At 72.7% G+C, this 16,821-nt stretch carries 14 protein-coding genes and 1 pseudogene; 5 read left to right on the plus strand and 10 right to left on the minus strand.

The features are described 5' to 3' along the window. The 3 genes and pseudogenes from AB0O67_RS30885 to AB0O67_RS30895 all read left to right on the plus strand — a co-directional run. Positions 1-1,628, plus strand: a pseudogene (locus AB0O67_RS30885) (hypothetical protein); the annotation flags it as partial. After that, complete coding sequence (locus AB0O67_RS30890; RefSeq protein ID WP_365457164.1) at positions 1,628-1,855, plus strand: hypothetical protein; 228 nt, start codon at positions 1,628-1,630, stop codon at positions 1,853-1,855. The pseudogene AB0O67_RS30885 and the gene AB0O67_RS30890, both read left to right, overlap by 1 nt. Continuing rightward, complete coding sequence (locus AB0O67_RS30895) at positions 1,852-2,511, plus strand: hypothetical protein (protein ID WP_365457167.1); 660 nt, start codon at positions 1,852-1,854, stop codon at positions 2,509-2,511. The genes AB0O67_RS30890 and AB0O67_RS30895 overlap by 4 nt, the downstream gene beginning before the upstream one ends. 30 nt (positions 2,512-2,541) lie before the next feature. Here the strand turns inward: AB0O67_RS30895 and AB0O67_RS30900 are convergent, their stop codons facing one another. After that, positions 2,542-3,447, minus strand: coding sequence for an alpha/beta hydrolase (locus tag AB0O67_RS30900; protein ID WP_365457170.1), 906 nt, complete (start codon positions 3,445-3,447; stop codon positions 2,542-2,544). A 631-nt stretch (positions 3,448-4,078) separates the two neighbouring features. Beyond that, positions 4,079-4,771 (minus strand): metal-dependent transcriptional regulator, encoded by a 693-nt coding sequence (locus tag AB0O67_RS30905; RefSeq protein ID WP_020130217.1) that lies wholly within the window; start codon positions 4,769-4,771, stop codon positions 4,079-4,081. A 254-nt stretch (positions 4,772-5,025) separates the two neighbouring features. Between AB0O67_RS30905 and AB0O67_RS30910 the strand changes: the two genes are divergently transcribed. Next, on the plus strand, positions 5,026-5,781 hold the full coding sequence (locus tag AB0O67_RS30910) for an SIS domain-containing protein (protein ID WP_365457173.1): 756 nt from the start codon (positions 5,026-5,028) through the stop codon (positions 5,779-5,781). A gap of 29 nt (positions 5,782-5,810) precedes the next feature. Here the strand turns inward: AB0O67_RS30910 and AB0O67_RS30915 are convergent, their stop codons facing one another. Next, complete coding sequence (locus AB0O67_RS30915; protein ID WP_365457176.1) at positions 5,811-7,259, minus strand: PAS domain-containing protein; 1,449 nt, start codon at positions 7,257-7,259, stop codon at positions 5,811-5,813. A gap of 622 nt (positions 7,260-7,881) precedes the next feature. Then, positions 7,882-8,982 carry a citrate synthase 2 gene (locus tag AB0O67_RS30920; RefSeq protein ID WP_365457200.1) on the minus strand — a complete coding sequence of 367 codons (1,101 nt, stop codon included), beginning with the start codon at positions 8,980-8,982 and terminating at the stop codon, positions 7,882-7,884. Positions 8,983-9,411: 429 nt separating this feature from the next. Between AB0O67_RS30920 and pdxH the strand changes: the two genes are divergently transcribed. After that, complete coding sequence (pdxH, locus tag AB0O67_RS30925; protein ID WP_365457179.1) at positions 9,412-10,086, plus strand: pyridoxamine 5'-phosphate oxidase; 675 nt, start codon at positions 9,412-9,414, stop codon at positions 10,084-10,086. Between the two features lie 30 nt (positions 10,087-10,116). Here pdxH and AB0O67_RS30930 read toward each other — a convergent pair whose 3' ends face one another. The 6 genes from AB0O67_RS30930 to AB0O67_RS30955 all read right to left on the minus strand — a co-directional run. Next, entirely contained in the window at positions 10,117-10,764 is a 648-nt protein-coding gene (locus AB0O67_RS30930; protein WP_365457182.1) for a TetR/AcrR family transcriptional regulator, read from the minus strand. Then, positions 10,752-11,486 (minus strand): enoyl-CoA hydratase family protein, encoded by a 735-nt coding sequence (locus AB0O67_RS30935; RefSeq protein WP_365457185.1) that lies wholly within the window; start codon positions 11,484-11,486, stop codon positions 10,752-10,754. Before AB0O67_RS30935 ends, AB0O67_RS30930 begins: the two co-directional genes overlap by 13 nt. Next, positions 11,483-13,051 (minus strand): 4-coumarate--CoA ligase family protein, encoded by a 1,569-nt coding sequence (locus AB0O67_RS30940; protein WP_365457188.1) that lies wholly within the window; start codon positions 13,049-13,051, stop codon positions 11,483-11,485. The genes AB0O67_RS30935 and AB0O67_RS30940 overlap by 4 nt, the downstream gene beginning before the upstream one ends. A gap of 21 nt (positions 13,052-13,072) precedes the next feature. Continuing rightward, positions 13,073-14,233 carry an acyl-CoA dehydrogenase family protein gene (locus tag AB0O67_RS30945; RefSeq protein WP_365457191.1) on the minus strand — a complete coding sequence of 387 codons (1,161 nt, stop codon included), beginning with the start codon at positions 14,231-14,233 and terminating at the stop codon, positions 13,073-13,075. 80 nt (positions 14,234-14,313) lie between these two features. Then, entirely contained in the window at positions 14,314-16,155 is a 1,842-nt protein-coding gene (locus AB0O67_RS30950; protein WP_365457194.1) for a biotin carboxylase N-terminal domain-containing protein, read from the minus strand. 6 nt (positions 16,156-16,161) lie between these two features. After that, positions 16,162-16,821: carboxyl transferase domain-containing protein (locus tag AB0O67_RS30955; RefSeq protein ID WP_365457197.1), on the minus strand; the 660-nt coding region annotated here is incomplete at its 5' end.

Here is a 16,821-nt window from a genome sequence, read left to right on the forward strand (position 1 = left end):
GGGCGACCGACCCGGCGGCGGCCGAGCGGCAGGCGCGGGCGGCCCTGGCCACGGCGCTGGAGCACGAGGACCACACGGCGGCCGCCACGGCGGCCGGTTCGCTGGCGGGGCTGTGTCTGCGCACCGGGCGGCCGGCCGACGCGCTCGCCTTCGCCGACGCCGAGATCGCCCACGCGCGCAAGGCCGGACTCGGCGTGTGGACGCGCCTGCTCGGCGAGGTGCACCGGCTGCGCGTGCTGGTCGAGCAGGGTGAGTCCGGCCGCGTGGTGGCCGAGGCGGCCGTACTGCTGCGGCGGATGCGCGAGCTGCCCCGGGGACGGGTGGGCACCGAGGGCGTGCTGTGGTGGGAGGTCTGGGAGGAACTGTGCGACACCGCCCAGCGGGGCGCGGTGGACGCCGGACAGTGGCGGACGGCTCTGGAGTACGACGCCGAGCTGTGCGCGTCCACGGCGGGCCGTGGCGCACCGGCCGCCGAAGTCGCCCGGGCCCGCTTCCCGGCGTACATGCCCCTGCTGCGGCTCGGCCGCGCCCACGAGGCGCTGGCACTGCTGGAGGAGTGCCGGGAGGTCTTCGAGGCCGCCGCCGACGATCTGCACCTGGGCGAGGTGTTCGGCGCGCTCGCCCACGTCGAGGACGCGCGCGGGCGCGGCGAGGTGGCGCTCGCCCGGGGTCGGGACTGTCTGCGGTACGCCTATCGCGCGGGCGTCCCCTCGGCCGTCGCCGTCGGCCACACCAACTTCGGCACCTATCTGCACTCCCACGCGCGGGACGGCTCCGGTGCCGTCGCCCACCACCTCGCCGGGGCACTTCTGGGAGTCCTCACCGGCGGCCGGACGGCCGACGGCCTCGGCGCGGTCGTGGGTGACCTGCGCGAGTTCGGGGCGGACGCCCGCCTGCCCGGGAGTCCCGAGGCGCTGTACGCGCGCGTGGGGCGGGTTCCCGGGGTGGACCTGGGCCGGCTGCTCGACCGGACGGCGCCGGAGGACGGCCGGGTGCGAGAGGTGCTGGCGCAGCTGGTCCGCGAGGCCCACGAGGATTCCGACCGGGGCGCGCAGGCGGAAGCGGCGTGGCGCATGGTGTGGGAGCCGGCGGTCGCGGCCCTCGTCTCCGCCGAGCGCGGCAACAGCGCGGCCGGGGTGAAGCTGCGTCAGCATCTCGAGCGGTACGGGGCGATGGCGCCACGGTTCGAGGCACTGACCGGCGTCCTGCGGCGCATCCTCGACGGGGAGCGTGACCCCGCGGTGGCGGCCGGGCTGGGACCGCTGGACGCGGACGTGGCCCGGCGCGCTCTCGGGGCGCTGCGCGGCGAGGAGGCCGTCGCCGCCGAGCTGTGGCCCGTGATGCATCTGGGCCTGGCCCTGGGCAACTTCGTGGCCACGGCCGCCGGCCACGCGGAGACCGCCGACGCCAACCGCGCCACCCTCGAGGCCTTCCACACCGACCCCGCCCTGCGCGCGCTGGCCCCGGTGCTGGAGGAGATACTCGCCGGGAGCCGCGACCCCGGCCTCGCGGGGCGGTTGCGGGAGCCGGCGCAACGGGCGGTGGTGGGCGCGGTGCTGCGGTGCCTGGGCGGGATCGAGGGGAAGGGTGGGTTGAGAGGAACGGTGCGGGAGGGAGGGGGCACGTGATGGAGGAACCCCAGCTGAACGACGTGCGGCTCGGACCGGACGGCTCGCTGGAGTACTTCGACGGGGCGCACTGGACGCCGTATCCGGACGTACCGGAGGACGAGGGGGCACCACCGCACGCGGTGAGCCGGCACGGTGACGACGGGTGGTCGCCGCACACCGGGGATCACGACGCTCACGACGGGCCTGCGTCCGGCGCCCCGGGTCGCGGCGACGGTGCGACGTGACCGTGCCGTCGCCCCCCGAGGGAGCCCCGGGCGTCCCGGCGACCCCGTTCGACGCGCTGCCCTCCCCCCTCGACGCCGTGCCCGAGCTGCGGGCGGCGGCGCGGTGGATGATCGCCGCGTTCGGGGCGGTCGGGGCCGCGTTGATCGGGGCCGGACCGCTGGTCGCCGTGGGCAAGGTGCACGGGCTCGGTGACGCGCTGGTCGCCGGCGCCGCCCTGCTCCTCGCCCTGAGCGGCGTCGCCCTCGCCGTCTGGCAGGTCAGCCGGGTGCTGGAGCCGCCGGTGACCACGACGGCCACGCTCGCCGACCCGGCCGTGCGCGGCCTGCGAGAGCTGATCGACGCCGCGCCCTCGGACTTCTTCGGCTCCGCCGCCACCGGCGTGGACGACCTGCTGCGGCACCGCACCGTCGCCGCGAACATCCAGCGCGCGATCACCGCCGAACCCGACCCGCACCGACGCGAGCTGCTCGGCCGTCACCTGGCCCGCGCCCGCGCCAACGTCGCCCGCACCGATCCGTACGTGCGATGGCTGCTCGCCATGACCCACGTCTGGCAGATCCGCGCGGCCCTGCACACCGCCCGGCGCTGGTGCCTGCTCGGGGTGATGCTGGTGACGACCGGGGCGGTGGGGTTCCTGACGGTCACGGGGAAGTGACCCCGGCGTCGCCGGGGGCCTCGGCGCCCGTCACGCACCGAACGCCGACTCCAGGAACGGCTCGATCGCCGCGCGCCACGCCTCCGGCTGGTCGTAGTGGACGAGATGGCCGGCGTCGGCCACCTCGGCGTACTGCCCGCGCGGCAGGACACGCACCATCTCCTGGGCCTCTGCCCGGCCGAGCTCGCCGTCCAGGCCACGGACGACCAGGGCGGGGCAGCGCACCTGCGCCAGCTCGTCCCAGTGGGCGTCGTACACCCAGGTCTCGCGGGACTTCAGCATCTTCTCGATGTCGAAGACGGGCCGCCAGCCGTCCGGCGACTCGTGCATCACCTCGGCGTAGAACGTGCCTCGGGCCGGATTCGGCCGCTCCACCCAGGGGTCGTCCTCGCCGAACCACTTGCGCACGTCGGCCAGGGTGGCGAAGGGGACGGGCCAGGACGCGAACCAGCCGGCCCACTCGCGCTGCGAGGCGGCGCCGAGGGCGGAGGCCCGCATGTCGCAGATGATCACGCCGCTGACCAGGTCGGGGCGTTTGGCGGCGAGCTGCCAGGCGGTGAGCGCGCCCATGGCGTGGCCGATCAGGACGGCGGGGGTGAGGCCGAGCTGTTCGAGGGCGGCCTCGGCGTCGTCGACGTACGCCTCACGGGTGTACGCGGCCTGCGGGGGCTTCTCGCTCTGGCCGTGGCCGCGCTGGTCCAGCGCTACGGCGCGGTGGCGTCCGGACAGCCAGCGGGCGGTGGAGGCCCAGTGCGAGGCGCGGCCCATCAGGCCGTGCAGTAACAGCACGCCGGGCGAGGGGTCGGAACCGCCGGCCAGGAGACCGGGGCCGGGGTCGGGCGTCGCCGGGTCAGGGCCGGATTTGGGCGGGTCTCCGTACTCCCAGGCCGCCAGTCGTACGCCGCCCGCCCCGGTCACGTCGATGCGTCGCGCCATTGGTGCCGGCACCCCCCAAGCTCCGCTCGGACCCGCTCGTACCTGTGCTAGCCGTGCTGTTCGCCCTACGGCTCTACTACCCCTGCTGGCTCTACTGGCTCAACTTGTCCTACTGGTCGTACCACGCGCCCCACAGGACGGGTTCTGCCCCGGCAGACTATCGAATGGACATTCGAGAATGGGCTTTCTGCGGGCAACACCCCTCGTTTGAGTGACGCCATGGCAGGAATGATCCCGGCGCCCCAGGGGAGATCTTCAGCGGGAGGCGGACCGCTCGGGGAAAAACGGTCCGAGGGGGATGACCCTGGGAGCTCGGGGCTCCGGGTCAGAACAGGGGAGGACAGGCCCCGGCGCCACACGGCGCCGGGGCCCTCCACACGACTCCGGCACATCCCACCCCGCCCCTCAGACCCTCCGCTCAGGCGACAGCCTGGCACGCCGGACGGCCCGGCGCTGCGATTCGGCACACCGAGTCCAGGATTCGACGAGATCGGCAAGAGACGGCTGCCCGTCCCCGCCGAGGCCGACGACAGCGCGCAAATGCCCCCCGCCGTCCGGGAGTTGAGAGATCGGCCAGTGCAACCCGGCGAGCGGGGAGCTCGGCGCGTCGCGCGCCCCGCAGGCCCCCGGGTCAGCGCTTGGCCACGAAGACGTGGGAGGCCACGTCCGACTCCAGTTCGGCCGCCTCGCCGCCGCTGCCCACCAGGACGCCGCCCGCCGACTCCGTCACGCTCACCACCGAACCGGGCTGCACACCCGCCCGCCGCAGCGTGTACATCAGCTGCGCGTCCGTCTGGATCGGCTCACCGATACGGCGTACGACGACGGTCTTGCCCTCCAGACCCGGGTCGAGGTCGGCCAGCGAGACCATGCCCTCGTCCAGGAACGGATCGGCGCCGTCCTTCTCGCCCAGCTCCTCCAGGCCCGGGATCGGGTTGCCGTACGGCGACTCGGTGGGGTGGCGCAGCAACTCCAGCACCCGGCGCTCCACCGCCTCGCTCATCACGTGCTCCCAGCGGCAGGCCTCGGCGTGCACCTGCTCCCACTCCAGGCCGATCACGTCGACGAGCAGGCACTCCGCGAGGCGGTGCTTGCGCATCACCCGCGTCGCCAGCCTGCGGCCCTCGTCCGTGAGCTCCAGGTGCCTGTCGCTGGCCACGGACACCAGACCGTCGCGCTCCATGCGCGCCACCGTCTGGCTCACCGTCGGCCCGCTCTGGTCCAGCCGCTCGGCGATGCGGGCACGCATGGGGACCACACCTTCCTCCTCGAGCTCGAGGATGGTGCGGAGATACATCTCCGTGGTGTCGATCAGTCCGGACATACGTGCCCCTTGATTAGCTCTGCCGGAGGCTCGACCGCTCTCCGGCGCGTGCGCTGGCCCTGGCCTCAATTCTGCCGGATACCACCGACAACCGTGCCGCGGCGGCGAAACCAGGGGGCTACATGCTGATACGTGACCGTGGGGCGCGCGGCCCGAACGCCGCCACCATCCCCGTATTGACATCCCACTGGTCCAGACCGCACCGTGATCCGCGACACACTGCGAGAGCGTGACAGCGGAGCGAAGGAGCTCACATGGGCGACAGCACGCCGGCCGACCAGTACCTCGACGCCGCGATCGGTCTGCTGCAGCGCGTCCGCGCGGAGGAGGCCGAGACCGTCGCCGCCGCCGGCACGCTCCTCGCCGACACCGTCGCCTCCGGGGGCCGGCTCTTCGCCTTCGGCGCCGGGCACTCCTCGCTCGCCGCGCAGGACGTCGTCTACCGCGCGGGCGGGCTCGCGCTGATGAACCTGCTGGTCGTGCCGGGCGTCGTCGGCGTCGACGTCATGCCCGCCACGCTCGGCTCCGCCCTGGAGCGCGTCGACGGCCTCGCCACCGCCGTCCTGGACTCCTCACCGCTGCGCGCGGGCGACGCCCTCGTGATCATCTCCCTGTCCGGCCGCAACGCCCTCCCCGTCGAGATGGCGCTCAAGGCCCGCGCCCTCGGCGTCCGGGTGATCGGTGTGACCTCCGTCGCGTACGCCACCGAGACGTCGTCACGGCACTCCTCCGGGACGTACCTCAAGGACCACTGCGACATCGTCCTCGACTCGAAGATCGCCGTCGGTGACGCGGAACTCACCCACGACGCCGTCCCCGCCCCCTTCGCCCCCGCCTCCACGGTGGTGACCGCGGCCCTCCTCCAGGCCGTCACGGCCACGGCCGCCGTGGACCTCGCCGAGCGAGGCATCGAGCCCCCGCTGCTGCGCTCCGGCAACGTCGACGGCGGCCACGACTGGAACGGGCGGGTGCTGGAGGAGTACGGGGACCGGATCTTCTACCGGCACTGAACCCCGGCCTGCTCCGATCCGGGCCCCACTCAGTCGCGGCGCTCCCCCACGAGCCCCGCCAGGTCCAGCGCCGTCGCGATACGCACGGCCACGTCCTCGGCGTACACCGTGTCCGAACGCTCGAAGGCGCTCCGCCCGCTCCCGCGCAGGAACGTCACGACACCCAGCGTCCGGCCCCGGCTGCGCAGCACCGCGCACAGCGCGTGCACCGAGTCCGCCGGCCACTGACGGGACACCGCCCACGCGCGCGCCTGCTCGGCCGACACACTGCCGACACTGGCCCGCACGGTGCCGATCCGCTCCACGCACTGCAACGCCGGATGCCCCTCGCCGTACCGCGTCGGCAGCCCCGCGTGCCCCGAGAGCAGGCTCGGCCCCGGCGCGCCCGACGGCGTGCCCGCCACCCGTACCAGCCGGACCGGCCCCACCGACTCCGCGTCGGACAGCGCGCCGCCCGCCACCCGGTCGATCAGCGCGTGGTCCGCGAACCCGGCCAGCGCGAAATCGAGATGGACCGTCGCCGCCTCCGCCGGATCCTCGCAGTCGGCGGCCGTACGGGCCGCACGGTGCAGCTGATTGCTGCGGAACCGGAGCAGCGCCGCCTCCTGCTCGCCCTGCTTGGCCTCCGTCACGTCCTGGAACAGCCAGCCCACGCCGAGCGGAACAGGCTCCTCCGCCAGCGGCGAGGCCAGCCGCAGGAACCCACTGCGCCAGCAACGCCGCTTCTCGCCCTCCGGTGTGCGCACACTCACCCAGATCTCGGCCGGAGCCGGCGGCGCACCCTCACCCAGCACATGCGTGAGCGCGCTCTCCAGTTCCTCCACACCCTGCGCCAGCAGCTCACCCAGCGGCCGCCCCAGCACGGACGTACGCCCGATACCCAGCGCGCGGGCCGCGTGCGCGTTCACCACCGCGGGACGCAGATCCGCGTCGACCAGGACGACACCCCAGCTCGCGTCCTCGAACAACGCCTCGCTCAGCGCGATGGACCGCTCGAGGTCGATCTGGGCGTGCACCTCGCTGAACGCGCAGTACACGCCCGCGGGCTTGCCGTCCGGCCCCCGCACCGCCGCCGACTGCGTCCGCACGAGCACCCGCCCGCCGTCCTTCGTCAGCAACGCGAACTCGTGCACCTGGCGGCCCGGCGCGTTCATGGCGGACAGCAGCCGCCCCTCGACCTCCTCGGCGTCGGCGCTGCGCACCGCCCACCCGGCGAAGCCGGGCCGGCCCACCGCCTCCTCCGCCGTCCAGCCGAGAATGCGCTCGGCCTCGCGGTTCCAGTGCGTCACGACGCCGTCGGCGTCGAAAGCGCACAGCGCCGCGTCCATGCCGTCCAGCAGGGCGGCAAGCAGATCCGAACCACCCGAACCCTCAGGTCCGTCCGGACCCTCGGGCCCCTCCGGGCCGTCGGGTCCCTCGGGACCGGGCTCGTCCGGTCCGAGTTCGTCCGTGGTCCCACTACGCCGGGAAGCACTCACCTGGACCCCCTGCAGGCTGCGTCAGTACGAGCGGCGCGTCGGTTCGTTCACTTGCCATCATTCAACTCGAACGTGACGCAGCCCACATATGGTTCCCGCAAGATTGCGGGAATCGTTGTGCGGCGGAAACCGCACGACACCCGAGGGACAACCGCCCACTAACTCTCGATGACCGAAAGCCGCAGGTCAACCCACTCGTCCCGGCCCCCCGGGAGCACATACCGGTCAACCTCGGCGAACCCACGCGACTCGGCGAAGCGCGGACCGTCCGCGTTGGCCGCCAGAACACAGGTCTCCACCACCCCGGCACCCAGCACGCGCGCGTCCCCAGGCCGCCGTCTTCTCGAAAAAAACGGTTGAAGGGTGGCCGAGCGGTTCTTAGGGTTGCAGGTACTTCGGAAGGGAGGTGGTTCGGCAGATGTATGCATACCGGACGGAAGAGGTGGCTGCGGGCTAGCGGCCCGTCACCACACGAAGTGCGGTGCCGGACCAGCGTGTGCGACATGCACGCAGCCGGCCCAGTCTCAAGCAGTCACCCGACCCGCGAGTCGCCGGTACGTCCGGCCGGCTCCTCCTTGGAGGAACCAGGCTCGCGGGTCGTCTGCGTGGGGCCTTCGCGGGGTCAGCGGGCGATGTCGTCGAAGCCCTCGACGGAGCGGGGGTCGCGGGGCCCCGGGCCCATGTAGCGGGCGGAGGGGCGGACCAGGCGGCCCGTGCGCTTCTGTTCGAGGATGTGGGCGGACCAGCCGGCCGTGCGGGCGCAGGTGAACATGGACGTGAACATGTGGGCGGGGACCTCGGCGAAGTCGAGCATGATGGCCGCCCAGAACTCGACGTTCGTGGCCAGGATCCGGTCCGGGCGGCGGTTGTGGAGTTCCTCCAGGGCCGCCTTCTCCAGGGCCTCGGCGATCTCGAAGCGGGGGGCGCCGAGTTCGCGGGCGGTGCGGCGCAGGACACGGGCGCGGGGGTCCTCGGCGCGGTAGACGCGGTGGCCGAAGCCCATGAGGCGTTCGCCCTTGTCGAGGGCCTGCTTGACGTAAGCCTCGGCGTCGCCGGTGCGTTCGATCTCCTCGATCATGCCGAGCACGCGGGAGGGGGCGCCGCCGTGGAGGGGGCCGCTCATGGCTCCCACGGCGCCGGAGAGGGCCGCCGCGACGTCGGCGCCGGTGGAGGCGATGACCCTGGCGGTGAAAGTGGAGGCGTTCATGCCGTGTTCGGCGGCGCTGGTCCAGTAGGCGTCGACGGCGGCGACGTGCTTGGGGTCGGGCTCGCCGCGCCAGCGGATCATGAAGCGTTCGACGACGGTTCCGGCCTTGTCGATCTCGCTCTGGGGGACCATGGGGCGGCCCTGGCCGCGGGCGGACTGGGCGACGTAGGAGAGGGCCATGACGGCGGCGCGGGCGAGGTCCTCGCGGGCCTGTTCGGCGTCGATGTCGAGGAGGGGTTTGAGGCCCCAGACGGGTGCGAGCATGGCGAGGGCGGACTGGACGTCGACGCGGATGTCGCCGGAGTGCACGGGGATGGGGAAGGGCTCGGCGGGCGGCAGGCCGGGGTTGAAGGCGCCGTCGACGAGCAGGCCCCAGACGTTGCCGAACGAGACCTGACCGACCAGGTCCTCGATGTCGACGCCCCGGTACCGGAGGGCGCCGCCCTCCTTGTCCGGTTCGGCGATCTCCGTCTCGAACGCGACGACTCCCTCGAGTCCGGGTACGAAGGACATCAGGCGGCTCCTCGGATGTGTACGACAGGCGGTTGTGGGCCACGGGAGTGGTGCGGCACCCCGTGTGTGTGCGGGTGTGGCCGGTGGTGCCGTGCCGGTGGTGCCGGTGGTGCCGGCTTGCCGACTGTGATCGGGTGATCGGGTGCGAGCGTGTGGCCAGTGGTGACGGGGTGACCGGTTGAGCGGGTTGTGGTGACCGTGTTTCAGGTGTGGAAACGGGTGATCGCCCGGAGGATCCACGGTCGGTTGCGGACTCGCGGTCCTGGGCGGTCATGGGGGTGATGCCCCGTGGGACGGGCGGTCACCCAACAGAACGGCATCTGCACGATATCCCCGGGTGCCACCCTTGGGGAGAGGTGACGGCACTCAGTGCCACTGCGTGACGAACGCCACCATACCGACGGCCCGGCGTGTATACGGCAAGATGACCGGGTGACCGACGAACACGCCGTCCCCGCTGCGCCCGATCCCGCCGCGATGCGCAAGCACTACCGGGCGGAGGGGCTGTCCGAGTCCGAGCTGGCCGCCACGCCGGTGGAGCAGTTCGCGCGGTGGTTCAAGCAGGCCGCGACGGAGGGCCGGCTGTTCGAGCCGAACGCGATGGTGGTCTCGACGGCGGACGCGGAGGGCCGGCCGAGTTCCCGGACGGTGCTGCTGAAGCACTTCGACGACGCGGGCTTCGTCTTCTACACGAACTACGACTCCCGCAAGGCGGGCGATCTCGCCGGGAACCCGCACGTCTCGCTGCTGTTCCCCTGGTACACGATGGCCCGCCAGGTGATCGTGACGGGCGTGGCGCGGCGCACCGGCCGGGACGAGACCGCCGCGTACTTCCGCACCCGTCCGCACGGTTCGCAGCTCGGTGCGTGGGCGAGCGCCCAGTCGTCGGTGATCGGCTCGCGGGCCGAGCTCGAGGCCTCGTACGCCGACCTCGCGGCCCGCTATCCGGAGGGTGAGCAGGTTCCGGTGCCGGTGCACTGGGGTGGTTTCCGGGTGGCGCCGCGGACGGTGGAGTTCTGGCAGGGCCGGGAGAACCGCCTGCACGACCGTCTGCGGTACACGTCGAGGCCGGACGGCGGCTGGCGGGTCGAGCGGCTCAGTCCGTGAGGTCGCCGGGCCTGGGGCGCGGCCTCCGGTTCAGCCGAGCGCCTCGTCCAGCAACGCGGCCCACTGTGCCACGACCCGTTCACGGCGCCCCGCGTCGTCGGTGAGGAGGTTGGCGAGGCCGAGACCGCGGGCCATGTCGAGGAGTCCCTGGACGGTCTCGCGGACGCCGGGGCGGGTTTCGTCGGCGGCGAGGAGGTCGACGGCTATGCGGTGGGTCTCGCGGCCGACGCGGGCCTCCAGTTCGGTGACGCGGGGGCGGAGCTGGTCCTCGTTGGAGGCGGCGACCCAGAGGTGGAGGGCGGCGCGGAAGAGCGGGCCCGTGAAGAGGTCGACGAGGGCGCGGACCATCTCTTCGCGGTCGCCTGCCGCGCCCTGCGGGAAGAGAGCGCGCAGGGCGTCGGAGCGTTCCTCGGCGACGTACTCGACGGCGGCGGTGAAGAGGTCCTCGCGGGTCGGGAAGTGGTGCTGGGCGGCGCCGCGGGAGACGCCGGCGCGTTCGGCTACGACGGTGACGGTGGAGCCTGCCCAGCCGTGTTCGGCGAGGCAGGCCACGGCGGCTTCGAGGAGCCGTTGCCGGGTGGCGCGGCTGCGGTCCTGCTTGGGTACGCGGTCGGCGCGGTCCCCGGCGGTCACCGTCGTGACCGTGCCGGCCGCGCCGGCCGGGTTCACAGCACCCATGGGGGATCCCGTCGTTCGAGGAAGGCTGTCATGCCCTCGCGGGCGTCGGCGGAGGCGAACATCCGGGCCGAGAGGGCGGTCAGCGGGGCCGCGTCCCGGTCGAACGTCTGCAGCACCTTAGCCGTGAGCAGCCGTTTCGTCTCGGACAGGGCTTGCGGCGAGGAGCGCCGCAGGCCGTCGAGGATCGGTTCGAGTACGGCGTCGGGGTCGTCGCCGGTGGCGGTGAGCAGGCCGATGCGGGCCGCCTCGGCGGCGTCGAAGCGTTCGCCGGTGAGGTAGTAGCGGGCCAGGGCGCGCGGGTCGGTGCGGGGCAGCAGCGGCAGGGAGATGACGGCGGGCGCGACGCCGATGCGCACCTCGGTGAAGGCGAAGGTGGCGGTGGTGGAGGCGGCGGCGATGTCGCAGGCGCCGAGCAGGCCGAGGCCGCCGGCGCGCACGTGTCCGGTGACGCGGGCGACGACGGGGCGGGGCAGTTCGGTGATCTGCCGGAGCAGGTTCACGAGGGCGTCCGGGTCGGGTGGGTCGCGCAGGTCGGCGCCGGCGCAGAAGGTGTTGCCGGTGTGGGTGAGGAGGACGGCGCGGACGTCGCCGTCCTTGCCGCAGTCGGTCAGCGCGTCGGCGAGTTCGCCGACGAGGGCGGCCGAGAGGGCGTTGCGGTTGGCCGGGGAGTCGAGGGTGAGGGTCTCGACTCCCCGGGCGCGGGTGCGGCCGATCAGGGTCACGCGTTCTCCCGGAGTTGGCGGCGCAGTATCTTGCCGGAGGCGGCGCGGGGGACGCCGGCGACGAAGGTGACCTGGCGGACGCGTTTGTAGGGGGCGACGCGTTCGGCGACGTGCATCATGACCTCGTTCTCGGTGAGGTCGGGCGCGGTGGGCTGGCGGACGACGTAGGCGCGCGGGATCTCGTTCCCGTCGTCGTCGTAGACGCCTATGACGGCGGCGTCGGCGATGCCCGGGTGGGTGAGGAGCAGGGCCTCCAGTTCGGCGGGGGCAACCTGGAAGCCCTTGTACTTGATCAGCTCCTTGACGCGGTCCACGACGAAGAGCCAGCCGTCGGCGTCGACGTGTCCGACGTCCCCGGTGTGCAGCCAGCCGTCGGCGTCGATCATCGCGGCGGTGTCGTCGGGGCGGCCGAGGTAGCCCTTCATGACCTGGGGGCCGCGGATGAGGATCTCGCCGGGTTCGCCGGTGCCGAGGTCCTTTCCGGGGTCGTCGAGGGAGACGATGCGCATCTCGGTGCCGGCGATGAGCCGGCCGACGGTGCCGGGCGGGGCGTCGGCCATGGCGTCCAGGGGGACGACGTGGGTGCCCGGGGAGAGTTCGGTCATGCCGTAGGCCTGGCCGACGGGCGGCAGGCCGAGCCGCTGGGAGCAGGCGGCGGCGAGGTTCGCGTCGAGGGGGGCGGCGGCGCTGATGACGTACTTCAGGGACGACAGGTCGTACCGCGCGACCGCGGGGTGTTTGGCGAGGGCGAGGACGATGGGTGGGGCGACGTAGAGGCCCGTGATGCGGTGGTTCTGGATGGCGGCGAGGAACTGCTCCAGGTCGAAGCGGGGCAGTACGACGACGGTGGCGCCGACTCTGAGGGGGGCGTTCATCAGGGCGGTGAGGCCGTATATGTGGAAGAAGGGCAGTACGGCGAGGATGCGGTCGCCGGGTCCCGCGGAGACCGCTGGGTGGAGTTGGGCGAGGTTGGTGGCGATCTGGCGGTGGGTGAGCATCACGCCTTTGGGGATGCCGGTGGTGCCGGAGGAGTAGGGGAGGGCGGCCACGTCCTCGGTGGGGTCGATGGCGATCCGCGGTTCGGGGGCGGCGGAGGCGAGCATGTCGATCAGTGAGCGGTGGCCGGGCGCGCTGTCGCAGACGAAGATCTCCTGGACGCCGCCCGCGAGTTCGGAGGCTCTGCGGGCGGTCTCCAGCAGCGGCGAGACGGTGACGATCCAGCGGGCTGCCGAGTCGCGCAGTTGTTTGGCGAACTCGTCGGCGGTGGCGAGCGGGTGCGCGGTGGTGACGGCGGCGCCCGCGCGCGTGGCGGCGTAGAACGCCGTGGGGAAGGCGATGGTGTTCGGGCTGTGCAGGGCGAGGACGTCGCCCTTGCGGACGCCGGCGTCGGCGAGCGCGGCGGCGATCCGCCGGTGGAACCGGTCCACCTGCTCGTAGGAGAGGGTGGTGCCGTCGGTGCCGTCGACAAGGGCCGGCAGGTCGCCGAAGTCGGCGGCGTGGCCCAGGACGGCGTCGTGGATGGGAAGTTCTACGGGCGGGACGTCGGCGTACGCGCTGCGGAACACGGTTCCTCCAAGCGGTGCGGCTCAGTACGACTTGGGCAGGCCGAGGGTCTGGTGGGACACGTAGTTGAGAATCATCTCCCGGCTCACCGGTGCGATACGAGCCACGCGCGAGGCCGTTATCAGTGAGGCGAGGCCGAACTCGCGGGTGAGGCCGTTGCCGCCGAGGGTGTGCACGGCCTGGTCGACGGCTTTCACGCAGGCCTCACCCGCCGCGTACTTGGCCATGTTGGCGGCCTCGCCCGCGCCGATGTCGTCGCCCGCGTCGTAGAGGTGGGCCGCCTTCTGCATCATCAGACGGGCGAGTTCGAGGTCGATGTGGGCCTGGGCGAGAGGGTGGGCGATGGCCTGGTGGGCGCCGATGGGCGACTTCCAGACGGTGCGTTCACGTGCGTAGTCGATGGCCCTGGCGAGGGCGTGGCGGCCCATGCCGATCGCGAAGGCGGCGGTCATGATGCGTTCGGGGTTGAGGCCGGCGAACAGTTGCAGCAGGCCGGCGTCCTCGTCGCCGACCAGTGCGTCGGCGGGCAGACGTACGTCGTCCAGGGTGAGCTCGAACTGCTTCTCCGCGGCGTTGAGTTCCATGTCGATGGGCCGCTTCTGGAAGCCCTCGGCGTCAGTCGGGACGATGAACAGGCAGGGCTTGAGGTTGCCGGTGCGGGCGTCCTCGGTGCGGCCGACGATGAGGACGGCGTCGGCCATGTCGACGCCGGAGATGAACACCTTCCGGCCGGTGAGGAGCCAGTCGGCGCCGTCCCGCCGGGCCGTGGTGGTGATGCGGTGGCTGTTGGAGCCGGCGTCGGGTTCGGTGATGCCGAAGGCCATGAGCCGGGTTCCGTCGGCGATTTGGGGCAGCCAGTGCCGTTTCTGGGCGTCGGTGCCGAAGCGGGCGATGACGGTGCCGCAGATGGCGGGTGAGACGACCAGCATGAGGAGGGGGGATCCGGCGGCGCCCAGCTCTTCGAGGACGATGGAGAGTTCGGCTATGCCGCCGCCTCCGCCGCCGTACTCCTCCGGGAGGCTGACGCCGAGGTAGCCGAGCTTCCCGGCGTCGGCCCAGAGTTCGGTGAGGGGCTTGCCTTCGGCGACGGTGCGGACGAGGTAGTCGCGGCCGTAGCGCTTGCCGAGTGCGGCCACGGCGGCGCGCAGTGCCTTGTGCTCCGCGGATTCGATGAGGGTGGTCATGCGGACCTCCGTGTGCGGGTCGAGTGTGGTTGATCGCGCTCACGCGGCGGAGCCGCATGTTCCATGCGGTCCCGCGGCCCTCACGTCGGCTGCACCACCGCCAGCAGCAGGCCCGGCTCCACCTGCTGTCCCGGCTCGGCGTGCAGAGCGGTGAGCGTGCCGGCGGCGGGTGCCGAGATCTGGTGCTGCATCTTCATCGCCTCCAGCCAGATCAGGGGCTGCCCGGCCGTCACGACGGCGCCCTCGGTGAGGCCCTCGGCGACGCGTACGACCGTGCCCGGCATGGGGGCGAGGAGGGAGCCCGGGGCGTGCTGGGGGGTGGGGTCGGGGAAGCGGGGCAGGGCGGTGAGGCGGGTGGCGTTGACGTGGACCTGGTCGCCGTAGCGTGCGACCGCGAACCTCCGTCGCACTCCGTCCACTTCGAGTACGACTTCGTCGGCGCGGGCGTGGACGACGCGGACGCCTTCCGCCGTGAGGCCCTCGCGGGTGTGCCGGTAGTGGGCCTCGTGTTCCTCGCCGGCCATGGTGTAGCGCTTGGTCTGGGGCTGGGAGGGGACGTTGCGCCAGGCGCCGAAGCGGCTGCGGCCGGCGGCGTCGGCGAGCGCGGCGGCCAGGGGGGCGTGCGGGTCGGGGGCGGGTTCGGTGAGTTCCTCAAGGTGGCGGGCGTAGAAGCCCGTGTCCATGCGGGCCGTCGTGAACTCCTTGTGCCGCAGGGAGCGGATCAGGAGGTCGCGGTTGGTGGCCGGTCCGTGGATTATGGTGCGTTCGAGGGCGCCGGCGAGTTTGCGGATGGCTTCCGCGCGCGTGGGGGCGTGGGCGACGGCCTTGGCGATCATGGGGTCGTAGTGGACGCCGATCTCGTCGCCGCCGGTGTAGCCGGTGTCCAGGCGGATGCCGTCGGGGGCGTCGAGGCGGTGGAGGGTGCCGGTCTGCGGGGCCCAGTCCCGGGACGGGTCCTCGGCGTACAGGCGGGCCTCGACGGCGTGGCCGCGTGCCGGCGGAGGGTCGGTGTCCAGGGCATGGCCCTCGGCGATCCTCAGCTGGAGGGCCACCAGGTCGATGCCGAAGACGGCCTCCGTGACCGGGTGTTCCACCTGAAGGCGGGTGTTCATCTCCAGGAAGTGCGCCGTGTCGTCGGCGACCAGGAACTCGACCGTGCCGGCGCCGGCGTAGCCGACGGACCGGGCGGCGCGTACGGCCGTCTCGTAGAGGAACTCCGTCAGTTCGCGTGTCAGGCCCGGGGCCGGGGCCTCCTCGACGACCTTCTGGTGGCGGCGTTGGAGGGAGCAGTCGCGGGTGCCGAGGGCCCACACGGTGCCGTGGGTGTCGGCGAGGATCTGCACCTCGACGTGCCGGCCGTCCTCGACGTACGGCTCGACGAACACCTCGTCGTCACCGAAGGCCGCGAGCGCCTCCGCGCGTGCGGCGGTGAGCTCCGCGTCCAGGTCCGCCAGGCGCCTGACGACGCGCATTCCGCGTCCGCCGCCGCCCGCGGCCGCCTTGACCAGGACGGGCAGGTCGGCCTCGGTGACCTCCCGCAGGGGCGCGATCCCCAGCAGTTCCTTGGCGCGGGTCTTGGACGCCATCGCCTCGATGGCCCCCGGGGGCGGGCCGATCCACAGGAGTCCCGCGTCGAGGACCGCGCGCGCGAAGTCGGCGTTCTCGGAGAGGAAGCCGTAGCCGGGGTGCACCGCGTCGGCGCCGGAGGCGAGCGCGGCCCTGACGATCAGGTCGGCGCGCAGATAGGTCTCGGCGGGCGCCGCTCCGGGCAGCCGTACGGCGGCGTCGGCCAACCGTGCGTGCAGGGCATTCGCGTCGGCGTCCGAGTGCACCGCGACGGTGCGGATGCCCAGCTCACGGCAGGTGCGGAAGATCCGGCAGGCGATCTCGCCCCGGTTGGCGACAAGAACGGTGGTGATCACTTGGCCTCACATCCGGAAGACGCCGAAGCCGCCGCGCACGCCCTCGTAGGGGGCGGTGTGGATCGCGGACAGGCACAGGCCGAGGACGGTTCGGGTGTCGCGCGGGTCGATGACGCCGTCGTCGTACAGGCGCCCGGACAGGAACTTCGGCAGGGACTCGGACTCGATCTGCTGCTCGACCATCGCGCGCAGGGCGGCGTCGGCCTCGTCGTCGTAGGGCTGCCCCTTCGCGGCGGCGGACTGGCGGGCGACGATGGACAGCACGCCCGCGAGCTGCTGGGGGCCCATGACGGCGGACTTGGCGCTGGGCCAGGCGAAGAGGAAGCGCGGGTCGTAGGCGCGGCCGCACATGCCGTAGTGCCCGGCGCCGTAGGAGGCGCCCATCAGTACGGACAGGTGGGGCACCTTGGAATTGCTGACCGCGTTGATCATCATGGCGCCGTGCTTGATGATGCCGCCCTGCTCGTACTCCCTGCCGACCATGTAGCCGGTGGTGTTGTGCAGGAAGAGCAGCGGGATGTCGCGCTGGTTGGCGAGCTGGATGAACTGGGCCGCCTTCTGCGACTCCTCGCTGAAGAGCACCCCTTGGGCGTTGGCTAGGATGCCCACGGGGTAGCCGTGCAGGGTCGCCCAGCCGGTGGCCAGGCTGCTCCCGTACAGCGGCTT

It is taken from the genome of Streptomyces sp. NPDC086077 (genome assembly GCF_040686175.1).
Classification (GTDB): domain Bacteria; phylum Actinomycetota; class Actinomycetes; order Streptomycetales; family Streptomycetaceae; genus Streptomyces.